General features: G+C 64.7%; 15 protein-coding genes. 11 read left to right on the forward strand and 4 right to left on the reverse strand.

Annotation, left to right across the window (positions count from 1 at the left end):
* Positions 1-49 precede the first annotated feature (49 nt).
* Positions 50-886 carry an FCD domain-containing protein gene (locus tag QCE83_RS19390; RefSeq protein ID WP_309814420.1) on the forward strand — a complete coding sequence of 279 codons (837 nt, stop codon included), beginning with the start codon at positions 50-52 and terminating at the stop codon, positions 884-886.
* A 17-nt stretch (positions 887-903) separates the two neighbouring features.
* Positions 904-1,617: a hypothetical protein gene (locus tag QCE83_RS19395; RefSeq protein WP_309814423.1), complete on the forward strand. Its 714-nt coding sequence runs from the start codon at positions 904-906 to the stop codon at positions 1,615-1,617.
* Positions 1,618-1,671: 54 nt separating this feature from the next.
* Here QCE83_RS19395 and QCE83_RS19400 read toward each other — a convergent pair whose 3' ends face one another.
* Complete coding sequence (locus QCE83_RS19400) at positions 1,672-2,706, reverse strand: Ldh family oxidoreductase (protein WP_309814425.1); 1,035 nt, start codon at positions 2,704-2,706, stop codon at positions 1,672-1,674.
* Positions 2,707-3,098: 392 nt separating this feature from the next.
* On the opposite strand from QCE83_RS19400, the gene glpD reads away from it, so the two are divergent.
* Together glpD and glpK are read left to right on the forward strand one after the other, a co-directional pair.
* Positions 3,099-4,637, forward strand: coding sequence for a glycerol-3-phosphate dehydrogenase (gene glpD / locus QCE83_RS19405; RefSeq protein WP_309814427.1), 1,539 nt, complete (start codon positions 3,099-3,101; stop codon positions 4,635-4,637).
* 49 nt (positions 4,638-4,686) lie between these two features.
* Entirely contained in the window at positions 4,687-6,216 is a 1,530-nt protein-coding gene (gene glpK, locus QCE83_RS19410) for a glycerol kinase GlpK (RefSeq protein ID WP_309814430.1), read from the forward strand.
* A 21-nt stretch (positions 6,217-6,237) separates the two neighbouring features.
* On the opposite strand, the gene QCE83_RS19415 is transcribed toward glpK, so the two are convergent.
* Positions 6,238-6,882, reverse strand: coding sequence for a TetR/AcrR family transcriptional regulator (locus tag QCE83_RS19415; RefSeq protein ID WP_309814433.1), 645 nt, complete (start codon positions 6,880-6,882; stop codon positions 6,238-6,240).
* Between the two features lie 149 nt (positions 6,883-7,031).
* Positions 7,032-7,919: a LysR family transcriptional regulator gene (locus tag QCE83_RS19420; RefSeq protein WP_309814436.1), complete on the reverse strand. Its 888-nt coding sequence runs from the start codon at positions 7,917-7,919 to the stop codon at positions 7,032-7,034.
* Positions 7,920-8,028: 109 nt separating this feature from the next.
* On the opposite strand from QCE83_RS19420, the gene QCE83_RS19425 reads away from it, so the two are divergent.
* From QCE83_RS19425 to QCE83_RS19450, 6 genes are all read left to right on the forward strand, one after another.
* Positions 8,029-8,922: a CoA ester lyase gene (locus tag QCE83_RS19425; RefSeq protein WP_309814440.1), complete on the forward strand. Its 894-nt coding sequence runs from the start codon at positions 8,029-8,031 to the stop codon at positions 8,920-8,922.
* A 14-nt stretch (positions 8,923-8,936) separates the two neighbouring features.
* Positions 8,937-10,127: a CoA transferase gene (locus QCE83_RS19430; RefSeq protein ID WP_309814443.1), complete on the forward strand. Its 1,191-nt coding sequence runs from the start codon at positions 8,937-8,939 to the stop codon at positions 10,125-10,127.
* A gap of 16 nt (positions 10,128-10,143) precedes the next feature.
* Positions 10,144-10,953: an amidohydrolase family protein gene (locus QCE83_RS19435; protein WP_309814448.1), complete on the forward strand. Its 810-nt coding sequence runs from the start codon at positions 10,144-10,146 to the stop codon at positions 10,951-10,953.
* A 29-nt stretch (positions 10,954-10,982) separates the two neighbouring features.
* Positions 10,983-12,347 carry a TIGR00366 family protein gene (locus QCE83_RS19440; protein ID WP_309814449.1) on the forward strand — a complete coding sequence of 455 codons (1,365 nt, stop codon included), beginning with the start codon at positions 10,983-10,985 and terminating at the stop codon, positions 12,345-12,347.
* Positions 12,348-12,371: 24 nt separating this feature from the next.
* The gene (locus tag QCE83_RS19445) at positions 12,372-13,706 is read left to right on the forward strand and encodes a 2-hydroxycarboxylate transporter family protein (protein WP_309814453.1); all 1,335 of its coding nucleotides are present in this window, start codon (positions 12,372-12,374) and stop codon (positions 13,704-13,706) included.
* A 440-nt stretch (positions 13,707-14,146) separates the two neighbouring features.
* Complete coding sequence (locus tag QCE83_RS19450; RefSeq protein WP_309814456.1) at positions 14,147-16,426, forward strand: phosphocholine-specific phospholipase C; 2,280 nt, start codon at positions 14,147-14,149, stop codon at positions 16,424-16,426.
* A gap of 33 nt (positions 16,427-16,459) precedes the next feature.
* On the opposite strand, the gene QCE83_RS19455 is transcribed toward QCE83_RS19450, so the two are convergent.
* Positions 16,460-17,401, reverse strand: coding sequence for a LysR family transcriptional regulator (locus QCE83_RS19455; protein WP_309814460.1), 942 nt, complete (start codon positions 17,399-17,401; stop codon positions 16,460-16,462).
* Positions 17,402-17,685: 284 nt separating this feature from the next.
* Here QCE83_RS19455 and QCE83_RS19460 point away from each other — a divergent pair, with 284 nt between their 5' ends.
* Positions 17,686-18,429 (forward strand): hypothetical protein, encoded by a 744-nt coding sequence (locus QCE83_RS19460; RefSeq protein ID WP_309814463.1) that lies wholly within the window; start codon positions 17,686-17,688, stop codon positions 18,427-18,429.
* The last annotated feature ends 226 nt before the right edge of the window (positions 18,430-18,655 follow it).

Consider the following 18,655-nt stretch of genomic DNA (forward strand, 5'->3'; position numbering starts at 1 on the left):
AAGGTGCCCGGGACAGGTTGAACGGCCGGCGAGTCGAGAGGAGCAAGGAATGGTGATGGAGCGTGCCAAGCGCGCCGGCGCGGGAATCGAGCTCGCGCGGCAATCGATCAAGCAGCCCAAGCGCGCGGATCTGGTCGCCGAGGAAATCAAGCGGCTGATCACGGAGAAGGACCTGAAGCCCGGCGACAAGCTGCCGCGCGAAGTGGAATTGCAGCAGCTCTTCACGGTGAGCAAGAGCACGATTCGCGAGGCGCTCAAGTCGCTCGAAGTGCAAGGGCTCATCAAGGTGACGACGGGGCCGTCGGGCGGCGGGACCATCGTCGAGGTGCCGCTCGACCGCACCTTGCAGTTGCTGCAGAACTATCTGTTCTTCAAGGACGTGACCATCGACGACATCTATACCGTGCGCCAGTTGCTCGAACCCGAACTGGCGGCCGGTGCGGTGCCGCATCTCACCGAAGAAGACTTCGCGGCACTCGAAAGCAATATCGCCTGTTGCGACGAGCCGTCGTCGGCGCTGGCGGGCAAGGATATCGTCAGGCAGCGTCAGGAAGACGTGAACTTCCACGATATCCTCGCCGCCGCGAATCCCAATCCGTTCCTGCGCTTCAGTTGCGAGCTGATCAACGAGATGATCCGCCAGCTGATCGAATACCGGAACGATACGCCGCAGGCCGAACATGAACGGTTCGGACGCGCCAACGTGAAGATTCATAAAGCGATCACCGAAGCGGCGCGCGCGCGGGACGCCGAAAAGGTGCGTGAGCTGATGGTGATTCACATGACTGAAGCGCCGCGATATGTGAAGCGCATGAAGGGCAAGCTGCGCGGGCGGCTGATTCTCGATTCCGAGATCCGCAAGCGCATGCGCGCGCGCAGCGAGTGATCCAGGAGCGACATGCCATGCCCGGCGAACTGACTTCCTTCTTCTGGAGCGGCGACACGTTGCGTAGCCGCTCGGTCAGCCGCATCGTGCTGTCAGATACGCTCGACGTGCCCGTGCCTTCGGCGCGCGTGCTCGCGGACTGGCAACGGGAGATCGCTTCGCAACTGGATCTGGAAGCCGGCGATGTCGAACCGATGTCCCTCGCGCGCACGCAGGCGCGCTGGCCGGATTATCGCCGCTGCGTGCAGGCCATGGTTGCGTGGACGGATGCGCTCGGATTGCCCGGTGCGCTGGCGTCGAGCGATGTGGCGCTCATGGCCTGTCGTGGCGCTCGCTATCACCATGACGGCGCGCAATACGGCGGCGCGGCGTTCTGCAATCTGTTCCTGAGCGAGGACAAGGGACTGGACGTGCATTTCCCGGTCACGGGCCAGCGCATTCCTTTGGTGCGCGGGACCGCGATGATCTTCGATACGGGGCAGCCGCATGCGGTCATCCCGCGTGGCAGCAGCGGCTTCTGCGAAGCGGACTTCGCGCCGGAAAAGGACCTCACTCAAGTATTCCTGACCTGGGAACTTCCCATCGAAGATGCGCGTGTCGCGCGAGTCTTGAACGTGACCTTCGATACGGCCCGCTCCACTGCCCTGCAACTTGATGACGAGCAAGTGTGGGTGGACGGCGCGCCTGCCAGCTTGTGCCCGGAGACAGGAAGCTGGCGACCAACCGAATAGCCCGGCTAACGCGTACACACGTCAACGCGCTGCCGCGCCCGATGCGGGCGGATATCAGAGCGCGTCGGCGTTATCGTTCGCCAGTGCGCTGAGTTGCTCGAACAGTTTGCGGTTCAGCACGATGCCCGAGCGCTCGCTGGCCGCCGCAATCTCGTGCCGCCGATACCCCGGCAGACGCACGTCGTCATCCGCGAGCATCAGTTTGATCAGCGTCTCGATGCGCTCCTGATAGACCCGCGATCCCGCCAGCGCATCCGGATCGAGCAGCCAGAACAGATGGCCCACGCCCGAGCGCGGACCCTCTTCGGTCAGGAACGATCCCGCCTCCGAACCGAACTGCGCGCCCGACAACGCCGCCGCCAGCAGTTCCACCATCAGCGCCAGCACGGCGCCCTTCGCGCCGCCGAAGGGCAGCATCATGCCGCCGAGCGCGGCGTGAGCGTCGGTGGTCGGCGCGCCATCGGCGGTCGTGGCCCAGCCTTCCGGAATGGGCTTGCCGTCGCGGGCCGCGAGCATGATCTTGCCGCGCGCCACCTGCGACAGCGAAAGGTCGATCATCAACGGCTCGGCCTGCGCGCGCGGAAACACGGCGGCAATCGGATTGGTGCCGAGCAGCGCGCGCTTGCCGCCCCATACCGGCATGGAACCCGGCGCATTGCTGAACGCGAGACCGACGAGTCCCGCCTGCCCCACCGCTTCGAGGTGATACGCGCCCGCGCCGAAGTGATGACTGCGCGTGACGCTCGCCGTCGCCGTGCCGAACGTGCGGGCGCGTTCGATGCCCGTCGCGATGGCAAGCGCGCAGGCGTGGAAGGCGAGGCCATCGGCGGCATCGACGAGAAAAGCCGCGCCCCGGTCGCGCACGATAGCCGGCACGGCCGCCGCATCCACGCGGCCGTTGCGCAGTTGCGCGAGGTACATCGGCAGGCGCGCGACGCCATGTGAAGAGAGACCGCGCGCGTCGGCATAGACGAGCGCCTTTGCCGTGGCTTCCGCGGCCGATGCGGTGGCGCCCGCCGCCAGCAAGGCGCGGCGCGCGAGTGCGTGCAGTGTGTCGGGAGCGAGCGTGATGTCTTCTGAAGCGGTCATTTCTGCAGATCCTGCGCGGGTTCGATCAACATGCGCGTGTCCTCCTGGAGGGCCGCGCGCGGGTCCGCGAGTATCGCACGCGCGGTTTCGACATCACAGTGTGGCCGTCAGCGCGACCCGCGCCGCGCCTGCGCCGCCGCTGTCGATAGTTTTCGCGACGGCGGTCCGCTCGATATTTCGAAAGCTGAACGTTCATTTCCGAAAATTTCTGGTGGGTAGGCGACGCGCGGGCTTATCGTCCGTCCAGGCATCCCGGCCTTTATTGTTGGCTCCGGCCAGGCTGCGGGCGGCTTTACTTTCCATGCGATATTCGATAGATTTTTCGGAAACGAATATTACTGTTCGATTCCGCTTATTTTTGTATCGCACGCTCGCTGGAGAATATCGGAACCATGCAAGGCTTGATCTACGACCTGCTCGTGGCGGGCGGCGGCATTAACGGAGTGGGCATCGCGCGCGACGCCGCCGGACGCGGGCTCTCGGTCTTGCTGGTCGAGCAGGACGATCTGGCGTCGCATACGTCGTCGTCGAGCACGAAGCTCATTCACGGCGGCCTGCGCTATCTCGAATACCGTGAGTTCGGTCTGGTGCGCAAAGCCCTGCAGGAGCGCGAGACCTTGCTGCGCTCGGCCCCGCACATCATCTCGCCATTGCGCTTCGTCATGCCGCACATGCCGGAACTGCGCCCGGCCTGGCTGATCCGCGCCGGACTGTTTCTTTACGATCATCTGGCGAAACGCGAACTGCTGCAGGGGTCGAGCGGCATCGACATGCGCCGCCATCCCGCCGGTGTCCCGCTGGTCGACAGCATCGAGCGCGGGTTCATCTACTCCGACGGCTGGGTCGACGACGCCCGCCTCGTCGTGCTGAACGCCCTCGATGCACGCGAACGCGGCGCAACTGTGCTGACGCGGACGCGGCTCGTCAGCGCGTCGCGGCAGGAAGGCGAGTGGCACGCGCGCATTGGCGGCGGTGAAGGATCGGTCTCGACCGTGCGGGCGCGTTCCATCGTCAACGCGGCGGGTCCGTGGGTCGGCGAGTTGCTGCGCAACGGCATCCACACGCGCGAGAAACCGCAGCATCGCGTGCGCCTGGTGAAGGGAAGTCATATCGTGGTGCGCCGTCTCTTCGCTCACGATGACGCGTACATCTTCCAGAACCCCGACAAGCGCATCATCTTCGCGATTCCCTACGAGCGCGACTTCACGCTGATCGGCACGACCGATCTCGAGTTTCACGGCGATCCGGCGCGAGTGTCCATCGACGCCGAGGAAGTGCGCTATCTGTGCGAATCCATCAATCGCTATTTCAAGCAGAAGATTGCGCCGGCCGATGTCGTATGGAGCTACTCGGGCGTGCGTCCGCTGCTGGAGGACGAGCACGCGCAGAACGCTTCCGCCGTGACGCGCGACTACCGGCTCGAAACCGATCATCCCGATGGCGAAGCGCCGTTGCTTTCGGTTTTCGGCGGCAAGATCACGACCTATCGGAAGCTGGCGGAAGAAGCCGTCGATACGCTCTGCGGCGCGCTTCGGCACGACGGCCGGACCTGGACCGCCGGTGTGCCGCTGCCGGGCGGCGACCTGCCTCATGCGGACATACACGCGTTCATCGCGGCGCTGCAGTCGCGTCATCCATGGCTGCCGGAGTCACTGGCGCGCCGCTACGCACATGCCTACGGTACGCGCGCGGACACGCTCATCGGTGCGGCGCGCAGTCTCGACGATCTCGGGCCGTCGCTCGCGCCGGGCCTCGCTCTTCACGAAGCCGAATTGCGCTATCTGCGCGACGTCGAATGGGCCAGGACTTCCGAAGACGTGCTGTGGCGCCGCTCGAAACTGGGCCTGCACATCGAGGCGGATTCGCGCGGCACGGTCGCTGCCCGCATCGACGACTGGTTCGCCCGGCAGGATGCGGAACACGCGGCCTAGAGCGTACGCGCGGGTCACGCGGGTCAAGAACAATATGCGGAGACGGACAATGAAACGGCGCTTCATCCTGAGCCTCGACCAGGGCACCACCAGTTCACGCGCGATGCTGTTCGACGCCCAAGGGCGGGTCGTGGCATCCGCGCACAAGGAGTTCACGCAGATCTATCCGCGCCCCGGCTGGGTTGAACACGATCCGTGGGAACTCTGGTCGACCCAGTCGGGCGTCGCCGCCGAAGCGCTGTTGAAAGGCGGCGCGGAAGCCGGCGATATCGACGCGATCGGCATCACCAACCAGCGCGAGACGACCATCGTGTGGGACCGGGAGACCGGCAAGCCGATTCACAACGCCATCGTGTGGCAGGACCGCCGCACCGCCGACCTGTGCGACACGCTCAAGGCGGACGGTTTGTCGGCGATGGTGCGCACGAAGACGGGCTTGCCCATCGACGCGTATTTCGCCGCGACCAAGATCCGCTGGATCCTGGACAACGTCGAGGGCGCACGCGAGCAGGCGGCGCGCGACAAGCTGGCGTTCGGCACGGTGGACAGCTGGCTCATCTGGAATTTCACGAAGGGCGCACTGCACGTCACCGACATCACCAACGCGTCCCGCACGATGCTCTTCAACATCCACACGCTCGACTGGGACGACGACCTGCTCGACGCCTTCGACATCCCGCGCAGCCTGCTGCCCGACGTGCGCGCGTCGTCGGAATGCGTGGGGCGCACGGCAGCCGGCGTGCTGACCGCCGAAGTGCCGCTGGCCGGCATCGCGGGCGATCAGCATGCAGCACTGTTCGGCCAGATGTGTACACGTTCCGGCATGGCGAAGAACACTTACGGCACCGGCTGCTTCCTGATGATGAACACCGGCACACAGCCGATCGAATCAAAGAACGACCTCGTCACGACCATTGCCTGGAAGCTCGGCGACGAAGTCCATTACGCGCTGGAGGGCAGCATCTTCATCGCGGGCGCGGTGGTGCAATGGCTGCGCGACGGACTGGGCATCATCCGCAGCGCGGCCGAAGTCGAGGCGCTTGCGCGCAGCGTGCCCGACTCCGATGGCGTCTTCTTCGTGCCGGCCTTCGCGGGACTCGGCGCGCCGCACTGGAGCGCCCGCGCGCGCGGCACGCTGTTCGGCGCTACGCGCGGAACGACGGCGGCGCACATCGCGCGCGCGGCGCTGGATTCGATCGCGTATCAATCGGCGGATGTCCTCAAGGCCATGGAAGCCGACTCGGGCATGCATATCGATGAACTGCGCGTCGATGGCGGCGCCTGCGCAAATGATCTGCTGATGCAGTTCCAGTCCGACCTGCTCGGCATCGATGCGGTGCGCCCGCGCATCATCGAGACGACCGCGCTCGGGGCAGCCTGTCTGGCGGGACTGGCAACGGGATTCTGGCCTGACCTTGAAACGGTGCAGCAGCAGTGGCAGCAAGACCGGCGCTTCAACCCGTCCATGCAACCCGCACGCGTGGCGGCCAATCTGAAGGACTGGCGGCGCGCGGTGGCGGCCGCCAAGGCCTGGGGAGACGACACCGCGTCGCCTGATTCATCACGTCAGAGGGCGTGACGGCGATCGCCCCGGCGAAGCTTATTGCGTCTTCTTGTGCGAAGTGAGATAGGCCAACAGCATGTCGGTATGCATCGCCGCGATGGCTTCGTAACGCGGCTGCTCGCTGTAGTTGCGTCCGGTGAACGCACTGATCGAGAAGCGGTTCGACACCACGTAGTAGCCCATGCCGACCACCGTGATGTAGAAGTCGAGCGGATCGATGCCCGGCCGGAACTCGCCCGACGCCATGCCGCGTTCGAGGATCTCGCGCATGATGGCGATGACCGGCGAGATGGTTTCGCGCAGCGTGCTCGACCGCTCCAGGTATCGACCTTCATGCAGGTTTTCGTTATTGATCAGACTCAGCCATTGGGGGTTTTCACGCAGATGATCCCAGATGGACTCGGCCAGCTTGCGCACGGCTTCGGAAGGCGGCAGACCCGTCAGATCCAGACTGACTTCACGCTCTCCGAAGCGCCCGTACATTGTTTCGAGAACCGAAACGTACAAGCCTTCTTTACTCGCAAAGTAGTAATAGAGCATGCGCTCATTGGTTTCGGCCGCGGTGGCGATGGCATCGACTCGTGCGCCGGCCAGCCCGAACCGGGTGAACTGTTCGGTGGCCGCCTCCAGAATGCGCCGCCGTGTTCCCTCCGGGTCTCGCTTTATTTTTGGTTCGCTCATGATAGCGCTCGCTCAGTTATCAATCCGGAAACGGATTATCTGCATTATGCCGCGCATCATTCGATAGTTAGTCAAAGTATGCATGCGGATTGTTGCTGCCTTGACGTCTCTGTGACAAGACGTTCTCTTATGGCGAATCATTCCTTCACTCACCCCTTCGCAATGCTTGCCGCGACCGCCTCGTCCGCGCAGCGCAGCAAGCCCTGGATCAGCCGCGCGCGCGGCGACGAACGTTGCCACACCATGCCGAAGCGGCGCGGCTCCACTTGCATCGGCAGAGCAAGGCGCGCAATGGAGAGCGCGGCGGTCATCGGCGAAACGATGTCCGGCACGAGCGAGACGCCCAGTCCTCGATCCACCATCATCGCGATGGCCATCAGCGAGTTCAGTTCGAACAGTTCGCGCGGCACGATGCGTGCAGCCCGCAGATAGTTGTCGGCCTGCTTGCCGCCGCCGAGCGTTCGGTCATAGCGGACGAACGGCTCGCGCCGGAGCAACTCATGCGGATCCTCGCGAGCCAGCCTTCCGGGCGCCAGCACGACGAGCGGTTCCTCACGCAGCAAATGCCAGTCATAGGCCTTCGGCAACGCGAACGACGGATGCAGGCAGATGGCGACATCGAGATCGCCGCGTTGAAGCGTGTCGTAGAGCTCCATCGACGTACCCGCGCGAATCAGCACCTTGGCGCGCGGAAAGGCGCGTGCAAAGTTGGCGAGCACATCGGGCAGCAGACTCAGCAGCGCCGTCGTGATGGTGCCGATCCGCAGCTCACCGGTCGGCTCGCCTTCCAGCGCGTGCGCCTTGAGGTCTGCGATATCGGCCACCAGGCCGCGCGCCCGCTCGATCACGCGATGCCCCGCCTCGGTCGGAATCACCGTGCGGCCCGAGCGCACGAACAGCGTGATGCCGAGCTCGCGTTCGAGCGACGCCATTTGCTGCGCGATCGCCGCCGGCGTCACGCCGACGCGCCGCGCCGCTTCCGCCATCGAACCGGTATCGACGACGAGCAGCAAGTTGGAAAGGAACGCTGACTCCATAACGTAGATTTGCTTTTGTTTGAAGATAGACGTGGATAGTTTATCTAAAACCTGAGCCTGCGTAGACTGTTTGATAAAGCAAATACAGTTCAGAACAGTTGGGAGACACATGAGAAGCAAGCTCTTTGTGCCGGCATCGCGCCCGGAACTCTTTGCCAAGGCGCTCGCCGGCGCCGCCGACGCCCTCTCGTTCGACCTCGAAGACAGCGTGACGCCCGAGCGCAAGCCGCAGGCGCGCGCCGACTTGCGCGTACTGCTCGAAAGCAGCGACGCCCTGGCAAGCGACAAGACGCTGATCGTGCGCGTGAACGCGCTGTCCACGCCGCATTTCGCCGCCGACATCGACGCAGTCGCGCGCAACGGCGTCTCCCTCATCAACCTGCCGAAGCCCGAACATCCCGACGACGTGCTGGCGGCCGCCGCCGCGCTGGAAGCGGCCGAGCGCGCCAACGGCGTGAGCGCGCCGATCGGCCTGCTGCTCAACGTCGAGTCGCCGCGCGCGTTGCGCCACGCCGCCGAACTGGCTGCCGCGCATCCGAGAGTCGCGGGCCTGCAACTCGGGCTCGGCGACCTGTTCGAGCCGCTCGGTATCGCGCGGCGCGAGAACGCGGCCATCGAACAGGCGATGTTCGCGCTGCGCATCGCGGCGGGCGAAGCGAACGTCTTCGCCTATGACAGCGCCTTCGCCAACATCAAGGACGTCGACGGCTTTCGCGCGGAGGCGCAACTGGCGCGCGCGTTCGGCTTCATCGGCAAGAGCTGCATTCACCCGAGCCAGATCGCCATCGCCAACGACGTCTTCCGTCCTTCCGACGAAGACATCGCGCACGCGGTGCGGGTCGTCGTTGCCGCGCGCGACGCGGATGCAAAAGGTGTCGGCGCGTATGTCGTCGATGGCCGGATGATCGATCCGCCGTTCGTCGAACGCGCGCGCGTGCTGGTCAGCGACGCCGCCCGGCTCGGCCTGCTCTCCGAAGAGCAGCGCGCCGCTGCAGGAATTTGAAAGGAGAAGGTTTCATGGAACAGAACATGGGGCGCGGCGGACCGCTCTCCGGCGTGCGCGTGCTCGACCTGAGCGCGTACATCGCCGGTCCTTATGGCTGCACGCTGCTGGCGGACCAGGGCGCCGAAGTCATCAAGATCGAGCCGCCCACGGGCGACAACCTGCGCAAGTACCCGTCGACGCTCGAAGCGGAAAGCCGCGCGTTTCTCGGCGTGAACCGTGGCAAGCGCGGACTCGCGCTCGACCTGAAGCAGCCGGAAGCGCTGGACGTGTTGCTCGCGCTCGTGAAGCAGGCCGACGTGCTCGTGCATAACTTCCGTCCGAGCGTGCCGGCGCGGCTTGGCATCGCTTACGAGCAGTTGCGCGAAGTGAATCCGCGGCTCGTCTATTGCGCGGTGACGGGCTATGGCGAAACCGGTCCGAACAAGGACAAGGCGGGCTATGACCAGGTCCTGCAGACGATGACCGGCATGTGCACGCTGCAAGGCCCGGCCGACGGCCCGCCCGAAGTGCTGTACGGCTCAGTGGTGGATTACTACGCGGCGGCGCTGGTGGCGTCGAGCGTGGCGTCCGCGCTGTTCGCGCGCGAGAAGAGCGGCGCAGGACAGTACGTGGGTGTATCGCTGCTGCGAAGTGCATTGACGATGCAGTCCGCGCGACTCATCTGGGCCGACGGCGAACCGAAGGACGTGGGCCGCGACATGCGTTCGGGCGGCATCACGGGCATTCATCCGACGCGCGAAGGATATCTCTACCTCTCCGCGAACACGCCGCATTTCTGGAAGTCGCTGTGCGAGCTGACCGGCCTCGACGCGCTCGCCGCCGACGAACGTTACGACAGCGTGCGCAAGCGTGCGATCCATCGCGACGAGATCGTGCCGCAACTGCATGCGGCGCTCGCGCAACGTAGCGCGCTCGAATGGGAAGCGCGCTTCGGCGACGCGGTGCCCTGCGCCGCTGCACGCAGCGTGGAAGACATGTTCGACGATCCTCAAGTCCTCGCCGAAGAGATGGTCACGCATTTCGAGCATCCGGGCCTGGGCGGCTATCGCGGCTTCCGGCATCCGGTGCGCTTCGGCGCGACGCCGCTGCCCGAGCCGTTCGCCGCGCCCGCCTTCGGCCAGCACAGCGATGCGCTGCTGCGCGAAGCCGGTCTGAGCGAAGCGGACATCGAAGCATTGCGTGCGAAGCGCGCCGTGCTGTGAACGGAGACCTGCCGCGATGAAGTGCGATTCCCACATTCACATCTATGACCGCGCGTTCCTGAAGCAGCCGGCCGCGCACGGCTTCGTCGCCGATGCCGATGTCGCCGCGTACCGCAAGGTGCAGGCGCGCATCGGCACGGAGCGGGTCGTGATCGTGACGCCGCGCGTGTACGGCACCGACAACGCCGTCACCGTCGATGCCATCCGCCAGCTCGGCATCGAGCATGCGCGCGGCATTGCCGTGCTGCATCCGGACGTGACCGACGACGAACTCGCCGCGCTCGACCGGGGCGGCATACGCGGCATCCGCTTTACGCTTTATACGGCGGCAAATGCGGCGGTCGGCTTCGAGATGGTCGAGCCGCTCGCGCGGCGCGTCGCCGAACTCGGCTGGCACGTGCAGCTGCACTGGACCGCCGAACAGATCGTCGAGCATGAAGCGCTGTTGCGCCGCCTGCCCGCGACGATGGTGTTCGATCATCGCGCGCGTCTGCCGCTCACTGACGGCGTGCGTCACGCGGCCTTCGACATCGTGCGCGATCTCGCCGACGCGGGCCGCGCCTGGATCAAGCTGTCCGGTCCTTATCTGGATTCGGCGGCGGGTCTGGAGCAACGCTACGCCGACATCACGCCGATGGCGCGCGCCTGGGTCGATGCCCTGCCCGAGCGTCTCGTATGGGGCAGCGACTGGCCGCACGTGACCGAGACGCACAAGCCCGACGACGCCATGCTGCTCGATCTGCTCGGCGAATGGGCCGAGGACGACAGCACCCGGGAACGCATTCTCGAAACCAATCCCGCCGTGTTGTACGGCTTCGCGATCTAAAAAAGAACAAGACTCACAGGAGACACCGCATGAAATCCACCGCCGCGCCGACGCCCGTTCGCAAGACCCGTTTCACCGAAGCCACCATCCGGCTGTTCGAGCGCACCATTCCCGATCCGTTCGTGCTCGCGATCCTCATCACCGCGATCGTCGCGGCGCTCTCGCTGATCTTCGCGCCGCATGCGTCCGTGCCGGGCATGATCGGCGGCTGGTACAACGGCTTCTTCGGCATCTTCACGTTCGCTTTCCAGATCACGCTCGTGCTCGTCACGGGCCACGCGTTCGCCCACGCGCCGCCGGTGCAGCGCCTGTTCAAGGCGCTCGTGTCGGTCGCGCGCACGCCCGCGCAGGCTGCCACGCTGACCTTCGTGCTGGTGGCCGTCACCTCGTTCTTCAACTGGGGCATGGGGCTGGTCGTCGCGGCGCTGCTCGCGCGTGAAGTGGCCAAGCGCCTGCGCGTGGACTTCGCGTGGATCGTCGCGGCAGGGTTCTCGGGCTGGGTCGTGTGGGCCAGCGGCATTTCGAGTTCCATCGCGCTGGCACAATCGACGCCGGGCAGCGCGATGAACGTCGTGCAGAAGCTGACGGGCGCGGTGCTGCCGTTCGGCGAGACCGTGTTCACGCGCTTCAATCTCGTGCCGACGCTCGTGATGCTCGTCGTCATGCCCTTCGTGCTCACGTGGCTCAAGCCGCGCGACGAAGACGCCGTCGTGCTCGACACCGACAAGCATCCCGACGCCCCGGTGCGCAAGCGCCCCGAAGGCAAGCTGAGCTTCGCGCAGGCCATCGAGCATTCGTGGCTCGGCAGTGCGTTCATCGGCGCGATGGGGATTGCGCTGATCGTGCTGGCGCAGGTTCAGCACATCCCGTTCTCGGGCGTGAATGCGGTGATCTTCGTGATGTTCATCGGCGGCGTGATCTGCCATGGCTATCCGCTCGCCTATGCCGATGCCATCAAGAACGCCGCGAAGCAGACCGGCTCGATGATGCTTCAATACCCGCTGTACGGCGGCATCATGGGCATGATGGACGCCACCGGCCTGCCCGACGTCATCTCGCACTTCTTCATCACGATCTCGAATGCGCACACGCTGCCGTTCTGGAGCTACATCTGCTCGCTGATCGTCACCTTCTTCATTCCGAGCGGCGGCGGTCACTGGGCCGTGCAAGGACCGTTCGTGGTGCCGGCGGCGGTTGCGCTGCATGCATCCGTGCCGGCGACGACGATGGCCGTCGCCATGGGCGAGCAGGTCTCGAACATGTTGCAGCCGTTCTGGGCCGCGCCGGTGGTCGCGATGGCGGGCGTCGGCGTGCAGCGCGTGCTCGGCTTCACCGTGATGACCTTTGCCGTGGGTTTGATCGTGTATGGTGCGGCCTTGCTCATTTTCATCTGACCCGCGATGAACGGAGAACCCTCGATGAAGTCCGCCGCACCCTCGGTCGCCACGCGCGAGAATCCGGGCCTGAAAGAACGCTGGTGGCGCGTGTTCGACGTGCGCATCGGCGCGTTGCCGCTGCCGGTCTATGTGCTGCTGATCCTCGTGCTCGGCGCGATGACCGCGCACGGCAAGCTCGCCGCCGACCTGCCGACCGGCATCGCGCTCGTCACGGTGGGCGGCTTCACCTGCGCCGAACTGGCGAAGCGCATTCCGTGGATCCGCCACATCGGCGCGACCTCGATCTTCGCGGCCTTCATCCCGTCGATGCTGGTGTACTACCACCTGATGCCCGCGCCCATCGCGAAGGCTGTCACGACCTTCACCAAGCAGTCCAACTTCCTCTATCTGTTCATCGCGGCGATCATCGTCGGCAGCGTGCTGAGCATGGACCGGCAGACGCTCGTCAAGGGCTTCGTGCGGATCTTCGTGCCGGTGGCGGCGGGATCCGTGGCGGCGGCGCTCGTCGGCACGACCGTGGGCACGGTGCTCGGACTGGACCTGAAGCACGCGCTCTTTCTCGTCGTGGTGCCGATCATGGCGGGCGGCGTGGGTGAAGGCGCATTGCCGCTCTCGGCGGGTTATGCGCAGATTCTCGGCGTCGAGCAAGGGCCGCTGTTCGCGCAAGTGCTTTCGGCGGTGATGCTCGGCAACATCGCGGCGATCTGCTGCGCGGGTCTCCTGAGCTATCTCGGCACGCGCCGTCCGCAACTCACTGGCAATGGCCGCCTGACACTCGCCCAGGCCGACGATGAAGTCACCGAGGCCCGCGCGCCTTCCTTCGAGTTCGATGTCAGTTCGGTCGCAGCCGCGGGCGCGACGGCCATTGCGCTGTATCTGGTGGGCGTGCTGAGCCATCAATACTTCGACTGGCCTGCGCCGGTGGTGATGCTCGTGCTGGTGGTCGCGGCACAGTTCTTCCAGCTCGTGTCGCCCCGCGTGCGCGGCGGCGCGCGCTTCATGTACGGCTTCTTTTCGACCGCCGTCACCTATCCGCTCATGTTCGCGATCAGCGTCGCGATGACGCCGTGGGGCGAGATCGTTGCGGCGTTCCATTGGATCAACATCGTGACGGCCGTGTCTACGGTGCTCACGCTGACGCTGACCGGCTTCCTCGTCGCGCGCCGCATGGGCATGTATCCGGTCGAGGCGGCCATCGTCAACGCCACGCATAGCGGCCTCGGCGGCACCGGCGACGTCGCCATCCTGACCGCCGCCAACCGCATGGAGCTGATGCCCTTCGCGCAGATCGCCACGCGCATCGGCGGCGCGATCACGGTCATGATTGCGCTCGCGGCCTTCGCCTGGCTGCACTAGCCGCCGCAAGAAAGTTTCCCTCGCCTGGCGCTTCCCCGCGCCAGCTTGACTCCGATTACCGCGTCTTTACGAAACCTCTTTCCGCACCTTTCACATTTCTGCAAGAAAGTCCCGCTAGATTGACGGACTGAATCAGGCGCCCGATTCCATCGGCACGAAGCTTGTCCTCAAGCGCGTGCCGTCCGTCGATCAACCCGCTCCATTCACACCAAGACCACCTACATGACCCGCTTTTTCAAGCCGGGCAGGCCGCTGCTCGCGAGTGCAATCGTTTGCGCTACGCTCGTGCTGGCAGCCTGCGGAGGACATGACTCAGGCTCCGATGCGCCTGCGTCCAGCGACGCTTCCACCTGCAAGACCAGCCACTGCGCACCCGCTCCCTGAGCCACGCGGCCCCTCCCGCCTCTCCTGGCCCTCCAATAACGAGCCCACAAGAACGCATGACTTTCAGTCCATCGAAGAGAAACTTCCTCCGCTCGTCGCTCGGCACGGTCGCATCGGCAGCGGTGCTCTCGACCTTTCCGCCCGCGATCCGCCGTGCCCTCGCCATCGATGCGAACAACGTCACCGGCACCATCAAGGACGTGCAGCACGTCGTGCTGCTGATGCTGGAGAACCGCTCGTTCGACAGCTATTTCGGCACCTTCAAGGGCGTGCGCGGCTATGGCGACCGCTTCGCGATTCCGTCGCCGACGGCTTCGAACGTGTTCTATCAAAGCTATACGAATGGCGGCGCCACCAGCACGCTGCTGCCCTATCATCTCGACGAAAGCCAGGGCAACGCACAGCGCGCCGGCAGCACGCCGCACAGCTGGGCCGATGCACAAGCGGCCTGGGACAACGGCCGCATGGCGGCATGGCCCACTTCGAAGAAGCCGTTGTCGATGGGTTATTACGAGACCGTCGAAGTGCCGTTCCATCGCGCGCTCGCGGATGCCTTCACGCTGTGCGACGCGTATCACTGCGGCATGCATACCGGCACCATCGCCAATCGCCTGTTCTACTGGACCGGTACGAACGGCCCCAACGGCGTGACGCCGGGCGGCAACGTGCCGGTCAGGGTGGCCGCGCTCAACAATGAATTCAACGGCGGCAACGACGTGGGCGCATCCACGGACGGCTGGACCTGGACGACCTATGCGGACCGGCTGCAGTCGGCCGGCGTGAGCTGGAAGGTCTATCAAAGCCTGATCGACAACTTCGGCTGCAACGAGATGATGAGCTTCCGCCACTGGCGCGCCGCCGTCGAGCAGATGCCGGCAGAGCGACGTCCGCTGTATGTCGCGAGCACGGACATCACGCAGGCCGTGACGGCAGCGGGTCCGTTCTACGATGCCTCCATCGACGATCCGTTGAGCCCGCTCGCGAAGGGTTTCGGCAACACGATGCCGCAAGGCTTCCTAGAAACCTTCCGCGACGACATCCAGAAAGGCACGCTGCCGGCCGTCTCGTGGATCATCCCGCCTTCGGTGTACAGCGAGCATCCGGGGCCGTCCAGCCCGACGCAAGGCGGCTGGTACGTGCAGGAAGTGCTCGACGCCCTCACCGCGAATCCGGAGGTGTGGAGCAAGACGGTGCTGCTCGTGAACTACGACGAGAACGACGGCTTCTTCGATCACGTGCCGCCGCCGAGCGCGCCGTCGCATGCGGCGGATGGTTCGATGGCCGGAGGAAGCACGCTGTCGGACATCGAGATGGCGCCCGAATACCATAACTTCACGCCGGCGACGAGCAAGCAGCCCGCCATCGACGGACGGCCCTACGGCCCCGGACCGCGCGTGCCGATGTGGGTGATCTCGCCCTGGAGCCGCGGCGGCTTCGTGAACTCGCAGGTCTTCGATCACACCTCGACGCTGATGTTTCTCGAGAAGCGCTTCGGCGTCGTGGAGCCGCAGATCAGCAGCTATCGCCGGGCGGTGTGCGGAGACCTGACGTCGTGCTTCGACTTCGTGAGCCCGAACAGCGCTACGTTGGCGGCCTTGTCGGGACGCACGACGAAAGACTCTGCCGATTCACTCGCCACCTCGCAGGCGGCGTCCGCGGCGATTGCCGTTCCTGCGGCGACGGCGGCATCGGCGGTGCCCGCGCAGGCCACGGGATCGCGTCCTTCGCGCGCCCTGCCCTATGAACTGCATACGACAGCGCACATCAGCGCGGGGGCGAGTGTTATTGCGCTCGAATTCGCCAATGGCAGCACGAGCGGCGTGGGCGCGGTCTTCCATGTGTACGACCGCAATCACCTCGACCTCGTGCCGCGCCGCTATGTGGTCGAGGCGGGCAAGTCGTTGACGGGAACCTGGACGGTGCCCGCCGCCGACAACGGCCGCTACGATCTCTGGGTGCTCGGTCCGAACGGCTATCACCGCGAGTTCGTCGGCAACCTGAACGAAGTGAGCGCCGCGGCGAACCCCGAGATCCAGGTGTGCTATCTGCCGTGCGATGCGACGTCCGTCAGCGTGAAGCTGCATAACCGCGGCAACCAGCCCGTGACCTTCACGGCCGCCGCGCTCGCCTATCGCACCGATGGTCCGTGGAGCAAGACGGTTGCGGCCAACAGCATCGGCGAACTGAGCTGGCCGGTGACCGACAGCGGCAACTGGTACGACTTCACGGTCACGAGCAGCACGTCGGCTGCATTCAGGCGGCGCTTCGCGGGACGGATCGAGAACGGCAAGGATCTCGTCTCGGATCCGGCGATGGGGATGAAGACGGGCGTGTGATAAGCAAACGGCGCCCCGCACGGGGCGCCGGCTTCATTCTTCTTCGTTCAGTGCATCGAGCAGCAGCGGCAGCCAGGGCGCGGGTTCGCCCCGGCGATGAATCAGCGCGACCGGCCAAGAAGGCAGGCGCGGCGACATGTTGAGGATCTTCACCTGTTCTTCCGCCGGCTGATTCAACAGGGCCAGCGAAGGCAAGACGCTCAGGCCGACGTCGTCCGCCACCATCTGCAGATTCGTCAACGGCTGCTGCGATTCGATCACGGGCACCGGCGGCGGCAAGCCGTCGAGGACGAACATCTCGGCCACCGCCTTGCCGATGATGGAATCCGACGGCGGCAGGATCCAGCGCTTGTCCTTGAGCAAGTCCCAGGGCACTGCATCGAGATTCGTCAAGGGATCGCTTGCGGAAGCGATCACCACGAGATTCATGGTGAACAGCTTCCTGAACTGAAACGATCGCATGGCCGAACTGGGAAGCGCAAAGGTCGTGATGACCGCATCCAGTTCGCCCTGCTCCAGCCGGAACAGCAATTCGGGCACGGGGGCTTCCTTGAGCCGTACACGCAACTGGGGATTCGAGCGAGTGAGCTCGCGAAACACGACCGGCAGATAACCTTGAGCAATGAAAGGGGCGGCGCCGATCTTGATCAGCAGGTCCGGATGATCGCTGAGGGTTTCGCGACGCAGGCGCTCGAGGTCATCCAGCAGGAGCTTGGCGCCTCTCAGCACGGTCTGGCCATACTGCGTGGGCACGACGCCACGGGAATCCCGCTCGAACAGCGCCACGCCGAAGGTCTGCTCCATTTCCGCGAGCGTCTTGCTCAATGCCGGCTGCGTGACATTGAGCTGCTTCGCCGCCGCATTCAGGCTGCGGCACTCCTTAAGCGTTACCAGAATTTGCAGATGACGAAACTTGAGCCAACCAACCAGTCGGTGCGATTTTTCACGACTATTTTCGCCGAATGTGCTCAACATGATTCTCAAAACTCAAGTGGTTGAAATGTTATCACCAATATCTGGATAAACGCCTTGGATTCTCTTGCGGAATGCGCAATTCAACTCGCCGTATTTTCGATTGTTCAATGAATCATTGTTCAAGGCAAAGTCCGTTTTTAACCGTGCAATGTCGATCAAACGATAGCCCGGCATCCGGCCTTGCTCAAGTTCGGCCGCGCACTGCCGTTATCCGCCAGAACGGCGAATCATCGCCTCCTCTCAACGCTTTGCCGCCCGGGCAAACTCACTCGATAAAAACCAGCATGAAACGTGTCGTTGCCTTCTCCGCGCTTACCTTGGTCCTGGCAGGATGTGGCGGAGGCGGCGGCGGTTCGGATGCCGCGCCCGCCACGCCCGCACCAAACGCCGCACAAGGTCTCTATTCCGGCACCGACGCATACGGCCATACGATCGGCGGCGCAGTGCTCGACAGCGGCGCGTTCTACTTCGTCTATGTCGATACGGCCAGCAGCACCTTCGGCCTCGTGCAAGGCACGGCGACTGCCTCTCACGGCACGTTCCAGTCCGACAACGCACGCACCTTCGACATCACCGGTGGCCGCACCAGCGACACCCCGGTGCTCGCCGGCTATAACGGGCGCAACAGCATCCAGGGCGCGCTGTACACGAGCGCGGCGAAGCAGAGCAGCAGCACCTTCAACCTGATGTACGACTTCGCCTATGAACGCCCGATCACGCTCTCGGCAGTGGCAGGCACGTATTCGGGCGCGGCCGGATCCACGCGCGGCGGTGAAACGACGAGCTTCACCATCGGCATGGACGGCTCGATCAAGGGCTCCGGACCGAGCGGCTGCACCTATACCGGAACGACCCGCCCGCACGGCGACAAGAACCTGCTCGACGCCACCATTACGTTCGGTGCCGCACCTTGCCTGTTTCCGGGCGCGACCGTAACAGGCGCGGTGTTCTTCAACAACAGCGAATTGCTGGGCGCGCTGACGCTGGTGGACCGCTCGGATGCATTCGTGGTTGCGGCCACCAAATAAGCCTTCTAAACACGCATGACGACAGCCCGGATAGCCCGGGCTGTCACGCTTCCCTACATTTTCGTTATGTGCGCCGAGCAGCGCACACGTCAATCACGCTATTGACGGACGGTGCGCGAAGAAACCATGATCGACTGGAGATTCAAACAAGAAACTCATCCACGCTAAAGGAATCTTCAATGCTGACACTGGCGCACCCAAGCATAAAACGAATGGAATACATTGA

Origin of the sequence: Caballeronia sp. LZ034LL (genome assembly GCF_031451215.1) — a bacterium.
Classification (GTDB): Bacteria; Pseudomonadota; Gammaproteobacteria; order Burkholderiales; family Burkholderiaceae; genus Caballeronia.